Annotated in this window: 6 protein-coding genes; all 6 read left to right on the top strand. The window is 42.5% G+C overall.

The window, feature by feature from the left end:
- Positions 1-1101: c-type cytochrome biogenesis protein CcsB (gene ccsB, locus TY16_RS22680; protein WP_043934010.1), on the top strand; the 1101-nt coding region annotated here is incomplete at its 5' end.
- Between the two features lie 590 nt (positions 1102-1691).
- Positions 1692-2408, top strand: coding sequence for a response regulator transcription factor (locus TY16_RS22675; RefSeq protein WP_043934009.1), 717 nt, complete (start codon positions 1692-1694; stop codon positions 2406-2408).
- A complete protein-coding gene (locus TY16_RS22670) occupies positions 2405-4183 on the top strand; it encodes an ATP-binding protein (protein WP_043934008.1) in 1779 nt (592 codons plus the stop codon). Before TY16_RS22675 ends, TY16_RS22670 begins: the two co-directional genes overlap by 4 nt.
- Before the next feature lie 243 nt (positions 4184-4426).
- Complete coding sequence (gene sigX, locus TY16_RS22665; RefSeq protein ID WP_269320355.1) at positions 4427-5041, top strand: RNA polymerase sigma factor SigX; 615 nt, start codon at positions 4427-4429, stop codon at positions 5039-5041.
- Complete coding sequence (locus TY16_RS22660) at positions 5016-6182, top strand: hypothetical protein (RefSeq protein WP_043934006.1); 1167 nt, start codon at positions 5016-5018, stop codon at positions 6180-6182. The genes sigX and TY16_RS22660 overlap by 26 nt, the downstream gene beginning before the upstream one ends.
- A 603-nt stretch (positions 6183-6785) precedes the next feature.
- Entirely contained in the window at positions 6786-7553 is a 768-nt protein-coding gene (locus tag TY16_RS22655; protein WP_043934005.1) for a peptidoglycan DD-metalloendopeptidase family protein, read from the top strand.
- The last annotated feature ends 134 nt before the right edge of the window (positions 7554-7687 follow it).

Raw genomic sequence — 7687 nt, 5'->3', positions numbered from 1 at the left:
TTTGGTGGGGCAATTAAGACAGGGGAGACGAGCAAATGGAGTAAGGCGGCCATATTTACCGCCATTGCCGGTTTCATTTCGCAATTGGGATATTTTATCACACGCTGGATTGCCGCGGGGCATGCACCGGTTAGTAATCTATTCGAATTTACAACATTTTTCGGAATGGCTCTTGTCGGCGCTTTCATTTTCATATATTTTATTTATAAATCGGCTTTACTTGGATTGTTCACAATGCCGGTTGCGCTTCTAGTGATTGCATATGCAAGCATGTTTCCAAGAGAAATCAGTCCGCTTATACCGGCGCTGAAAAGCTACTGGCTGCAAATCCACGTTACAACTGCTGCACTTGGGGAAGCAATACTTGCAATCAGTTTCGCGGCTGGATTGATTTATCTAATAAAGGTTATTGATCAGTCAAAATCCAATAAGAGAACATTCTGGCTTGAGTCCATTATGTTCACAATGGTTTGTGTTCTTGGGTTTATTGCTGTAGCGGTTGGTTTTTCTTCTGCCGGATACAAGGCGGAGTTCAATTGGGTCGATAAATCCGGTAAAGACGCTCAAATTGAATTCCATATGCCCGCGCTGGTGGGACCACATCAAGGAGAACTTCTAACAGATGGGAAGTTTGAACCGCTTGTGGAAATGCCGGCCATTATTAATTCGAAAAAGCTGAATACTGTGCTTTGGTCCTTAATCGGCGGCACAATCCTTTATGGACTCATTAGGTTAATTTTAAGAAAGAGAATTTCAGCAGCTCTCCAACCGCTGGTGAAAAACGTCAATCTTGATCTTGTTGATGAAATTAGCTACAGGTCCGTTTTGATTGGATTCCCTGTCTTTACCCTAGGGGCATTAATCTTTGCGATGATTTGGGCACAAATTGCCTGGACTCGATTCTGGGGCTGGGATCCAAAAGAAGTCTGGGCCTTGATTACATGGCTGTTCTACGCAGCGTTCCTTCATCTCAGGCTCTCAAAAGGCTGGCATGGAGAAAAATCAGCGTGGCTTGCAGTCATAGGCTTTGCAATCATCATGTTCAACCTGATTGCAGTCAACCTGGTAATCGCCGGCCTCCACTCATACGCCGGGTCATAGAAAAGCGAAAGCTCCCGCTCAGCGCCGTATGGCCTCCTCGAAAAAGCTATCACTTTTTCTTCGTGCGATGCTTATGCTTCCGAAGCTTTCCTTGTGGAGGGCCTCGACATGAGATAAAGGAAACACGAAGAGCGCAAGCGATTCGATGTTGACTTATCGTAGTGAGGGGACCGAAGGACACTAGGCGTTGGGAGCTGCAGCTGGACAATAGAAAAGCGAGGCGACTGCCCGGCTCCGACAAGCGCTATAGGGCCTCAAGCAGAAGTCGTTCTTTGACTTCAGCTGAAGGACCGAAGCGACCTCGAGGAGCTAGGAGCCGCAGCTAGACAAAGAAAAGCGGAAGCTCCCGTTTAACGCTATATGAAAAATGGTTGCCCTCTTTTACCAGATCAAGAGAGGGCCGCCATACTGTGAGAAGCTCATATCCACACAGTTGCCTTTTATCAATAAAGGCGGCGTGATCACCAACCAGTTAGTCTTGCTTCACAGTAAAGCCCCGCATGCAAATTCTGTGCAGGTGCTTATGTAACCGATTAAATTTGGCAATTTATCTTTCATTCTGTAAACTATTTGCATGGGGGGATTTAACAATGGAAAAAGACGTAAAAATTCTAGTTGTTGATGATGAAGAACGTATTCGCAGGCTTTTAAAAATGTACCTTGAGCGTGAAGAATTCCAAATCGACGAAGCGGAAGATGGAAATGAAGCATTGTCCAAAGCACTAGCAAATGACTATGATGTCATCCTGCTCGATTTGATGATGCCTGGAAAAGACGGCGTGGAAGTCTGCCGTGAACTACGCGAAAAGAAAGCAACCCCTGTCATCATGCTTACTGCGAAGGGCGAAGAAGTAAACCGTGTCCAGGGTTTTGAAGTAGGAACAGATGATTACATTGTAAAGCCATTCAGTCCCCGGGAAGTTGTCCTGCGCGTAAAAGCATTGCTTCGCCGTTCATCTCAGACCAGCTATTTGCAAACAGATACGACAACTAAGGATGTCATAGTGTTCCCGCATTTAACAATTGATAATGATGCCCACCGTGTTACTGCGGATGGAAGAGAAGTCAGCCTTACACCTAAAGAATATGAATTACTGTACTTTTTGGCAAAATCCCCTGACAAAGTATTTGACCGGGAACAGCTGCTTAAAGAGGTATGGCATTATGAATTCTTTGGCGATCTTCGCACTGTAGATACACACGTGAAGCGCTTAAGAGAAAAGCTGAATAAAGTTTCCGAGCAGGCGGCACGAATGATTGTGACCGTATGGGGAGTCGGGTATAAGTTTGAGGTAGTGAATGAATGATTTTCCTTCGAAGTGTCGTAGGTAAACTTTGGTTTACCATTCTTTTACTTGTTTCTTTTGTGCTGTTCATCCTCACTGTCATGCTGCTTGAGTTTTTTGAAAATGACAGCATTATAAAAACGAGGAATGATTTAACCCATACAGCCGAGAAAATTGCAAACGTCTTAAAAAAACATGAGAATGACGATACTTCGCTAGGATTGGAGATTTCATGGGAAATCCTGGATAATGTCACTAAGGCAGTGATTATTAAAAGTCCCAATGAAGTATATTATTCGCCAAATACGGAAGATAAGAGCAAGTTGACCATTACGGATATTTCCAACGATCCTGACTTGTCCAGGGTATTGAAAGAGGGCGTCACAGCCAATAAAGTTACTACTCTTTCATCTAAGCCTGGACAAGATGGGCCGAATTATTCAATAATCGGTGTTCCTCTCCAGCTTACTGGGGAAGACAACGGAGCTGTGTTCATTTATCAGTCCATTTCAGTCGTCCAGAATACTACCCGAGATACCACGAAATTCATTTTGTTAGTGGCCGGCGTTGCGATTGTTCTCACTACAATATTCGCATTTTTCCTTTCAACAAGAATTACTTCCCCGCTGCGAAAAATGAGGGAAGCAGCGTTTGAAGTTGCCAGAGGCAAATTTGATACAAAGGTTCCGATTCTAACCAATGATGAAATTGGTGAGCTTGCCACAGCCTTTAATCAGATGGGCAGGCAGCTTAAATTCAATATGAATGCACTTAATCAGGAAAAGGAACAATTGGCCAGCATTCTTAGCTCTATGGCAGATGGAGTCATTACCTTTAATAGGGATGGAACCATTCTAATTACAAATCCTCCAGCAGATCGATTTTTGCAATATTGGTATTATGATAAAGGTTCAAATGATGGAGGTACCGAGGAAGTACCTTCTAAAGTGATGGAACTTTTTCAACAAGCTGTCGATACCGAAAGTGAACAGATGGGGGAAATTTCTTTGCTTGGCCGAAGTTGGGTAATTCTGGTCAGCCCTTTGTATAGTTCTAAGTTTATCAGAGGCGCCGTTGCTGTAATCCGAGATATGACTGAGGAACGGAAGCTGGATAAAATGAGAAAAGATTTTATAGCTAATGTTTCACATGAACTTCGGACGCCCATCTCTATGCTTCAGGGATATAGTGAGGCAATTGTTGATGATATTGCAGGTACGGATGAAGAGAAAAAAGAAATGGCAAAAGTCATTTATGACGAATCACTTCGAATGGGCAGGCTTGTCAATGAACTGCTCGATATTGCCAGAATGGAATCCGGGAATATTAAATTGAATATGGACGAGATACCGGTTGCTCCCTTTATCGGCCGCATTTTAAGGAAATTTCAAGGTCTGGCTAAGGATCATGATATCTTCTTAACAGCTGAAATAAATGATTCGGAATCTCATTGTACATTTGACGGAGACAGAATTGAACAAGTTTTCACGAATTTGATTGATAACGCAATTAGACATACTCCTAAGGACGGTACAGTAACAGTTACTGTTAAGAGTGATGAAAAGGGAGTAGAAGTTGAGGTTGCAGACTCTGGTTCGGGAATACCTGAAGAAGATTTGCCCTTTATTTTTGAGCGTTTTTATAAGGCGGATAAGGCCCGAACACGCGGACGTGCTGGAACAGGCCTGGGACTCGCTATTGCAAAAAATATTATTGACGCACATAAAGGCCATATATCTGTAAAGAGCAAGCTTGGACAGGGCACGACATTTTCCTTCTTCATTCCTCGAAAATAGATGGAATAGCCAGAAATGTGGCGCAAAATCTTGATACACGGGAAACATTTTAGCCTGCACTTATTTGTGCGGGTTTTTCTTTGTATAGTTATATAAAAAAGAACCCGTGAAATGGCTCTCTTTATATGAACCCTATCCGAATCTGGTATTGATGATTTCGATATATATTTCTGTTATTGATTTGCAAAATGAATGACATAAAATTGTAATATTTTCCTTCCTTTTTGTAACAAAACGGACTATATTAAAGAGTGTAACTTTAAGCAGGCGTTTACGTCTAAAAATACGAACGGGGAGGAAAATCGAATGGACTCCGTTTTTACTGAATTATATACAAAATATCACCAAGAGGTTTTTCAATTCTTATTTTACATGGTCCGGTCCAAAGAACAGGCTGAAGATCTTGTACAGGAAGTATATATCAGGGTTCTGCGGTCTTACTCACGCTTTGAGGGGAAAAGCAGTGAGAAAACATGGCTTTTTTCGATTGCAAGGAATGTCGCCATTGATCATTTTCGCAAGCAAAAAGGCTGGAAGCAAAAACTTCTGGAAAAATTTGATTGGTCGACAGCTCAAGTAAGAGACCATCAGCCGCTTCCGGAGGAAATAGCTCTCCAAAGGGAAGAAATTAAGGGAATGTTTAAGTGTCTTGATTTATGCACACACGACCAACGCGCTGTCCTTATTATGAGGTATCTTAATGATTTGTCGATAGCGGAGACAGCAACAGTATTGGGCTGGACCGAGAGCAAGGTCAAAACCACCCAGCACAGGGCGATTAAAGTGCTGAAAGCCCATATGGAATCGCTTTTTGAAACGGAGGGATTTGTGGATGAACAAGCGAGGGTGGAGCGATAAAGAAGTTGCAGAACTCATCAGGAATATGCCGAAGGTAACCGATGATCGCGACCCGCGGGATATTTTTCAGAATATCTCAATGAAAATCAAAAAGAAACGCAAAGGTTTATGGATAATGCCTGGAATTGCTGCCGCTGCTGCAGCGGTCCTGTTGTTTTTACTCATCTCGCCTGGCGCTTTCAATCTCAGTGGAGACGGAAACAAGACTTCAACAGCAGGCGATAAGAGTTCACAAACAAATCTAGTCGCTACCGATGATAGTAAAAAGAAAAATCAGGCCGATGATACTCAAATGATTGCCCTGGTTGATGAAAACCCTGGGCATACTGGCTCAGCGTTATATGCAGAAGAAGTAGGGGAAAGTGAACAGGCAGTGACTATTTTTGTGCCAGATGGCCAAATTCAAAATCTAGTGCCTGTAACTGTAAAAGTACCCGAAGAAGGCGGCAGTTGGGTAGATTCACTTAAAACCGCAATGCAATCCCTGAAAGAAGAAGAATGGGGACTGTCAGAATATTATCCAATGGATGTAGCTCTTGAAGGAAACGATACGTTTGTTGTAGATGTTCCAGACGAACATAATTATTTGGGAGGATCTCCTGAATCTTTATTTGTAAATTCGATAAATGAAAATGTAGCGGCGAATGCTGCGGATTCAGTGACTAAAATTAAATATAAAACGAATGGAAAGCCGGGAATATATTTAAGCAATTATGGTGAAAAGAAATCCGATTCTGTCGAAGTTAAAAGGAACCGTGCGTATTTGTTCGCACATCAGGAGGGTAAGGATGTTCCATATATGGTCCCTACCTCCGAGGAATTCAAGAACTTTGAAGCAGCAATAGAAGCCATGAAAACGGATGATTTCCAAACTGGCCTGCAGCCTTCCTTGCCTCCAACCTTTAAGGTGAAAGAAATCACATCAAAAGATAAGATACTCTATTTGTCGCTTGCAGGTGATTCAGATTTGAAAAACGACCCAGCAACCTTGCATTCATTTGAGGCGTTGCTTTTAACAGCAAAGGACTTTGGTTTTACTAAAGTTAAAATTAATAATGCGCCTATTGAAAATCTGGGCCCATTCCTCTTGAATCAGGAAATAAATGTTCCTCTTGGGGCAAATAAAATGAAGATTGAATGATAATCAAGAAGTCCGCCTAGTCATAGGCGGGCTTTTTGATTGTGTTAAAGGAAATTATAATTATCGCGAATGTGGATAACTTTTATTACTGAGCGTATCTACGTCTAGCTCCACAAGGAAGGCTCCCCGGAAATTGCATCGCACGAAATTACGCTATAGCTCACTGGAGGAGCGCCTACGCGTGCGCAAACTTCAGGCCTCCTCCCTACGATAAGTCATGCACGAATGCGCTAGAGCTCTTCGTGATTCCTTTATCACACTCTTAAGGGGAAGTCAAGCCTCCTCCGTCGGCAACTGATCCTAAAGGTCCGATTCGTGAAATAAGATTTTTCTTAGGGCTTCAGCCCTTAGAAAAATCAATCGGGCTCTGCGCGACTAACCATCAGCAAAAATCGCTGATGGAAGTTTCACTTTATCTCAGTCGAAGTCCCTCCATTTTGTACGGCGATGAACAAGGCGCTTGCGCTTTTGTTCTGGGAAATTCCTTTTTTATGAATAACTATAGCGAAGACTCCAAATTATAACAAATGTGCCATTTGCCGTTCTGAAATCAGTGGGAACTGCATATGGTGGGTAGTGCGTGTAACAAGGAGGAGGATTTTCGTGAAAGATTACATAGTTCGTTTTTTAATTGCAGGGATTTTAGGAGTTTGTGTATCATTGCTTATTATTGGAGGTAGCCAGGCAAAAGCAAGTGAGATTTCTTATGATACTGAATGGGTACTTCCTACAGAAGGTGTGATAACCGATGTTTTTGGGACAAGAGGTGGTTCCCATAAGGGGATTGACATAGCAGGTGAATTGGGAGTGCCGGTAAGGGCTGTAAAAGATGGTATCGTTACAAAATCGTATCTCTCTGCTTCCTATGGAAATGTGATATTAATTAAGCATAAGGATGGATTCGAGTCTGTTTATGCCCATTTGGAGAAGCGCATGGCTAAAGATGGCGATCAGGTTAAAAAAGCGGAGAAAATTGGGACAATGGGAAACACGGGATACTCGACTGGTGTTCATTTGCATTTTGAACTTCACGAAAAAGAATGGACATTCCAGAAAGAAAACGCTGTAAATCCCGAGTCGCTGCTGGGGAAAATTGAAGTTGGCCAAAACATGGCAGCAATTCCGGTTACCAAGCCTAAAAACAGTATTGAGGCAGGTGGGAAGCCGCATAATGCAGGCAACGGTATCCATATAGTCTCCTCAGGTGAAACGCTATGGGGAATAGCACAAATGAATGGACTGTCTGTTAAACAGCTTATTGATTTAAATGAGCTGGAGGATACGATCATCCACCCTGGCCAGAAACTTGAGCTCTCTTGGAGTGTAGAAACAGCAACAAAGGATATGAGGTTTTCGTCGACCAATGAGTAATCCGGTTGGCATTTTCCTTGTTCATTAAAAGTACAAAATTATTCAAGCTCTTTCTCTTTCCATAGTACTGCTTTTTCAGTATAATAAAGTGGTAATTAAATATTGTCTATCTTCGGGGCTGGGTGTAATTCCCG

Origin of the sequence: Bacillus sp. EB01 (genome assembly GCF_000613125.1) — a bacterium.
Classification (GTDB): domain Bacteria; phylum Bacillota; class Bacilli; order Bacillales; family Cytobacillaceae; genus Bacillus_D.
Note: the sequence above shows the minus strand (reverse complement) of the source record. Positions and strands in the feature narration are given on the sequence as shown.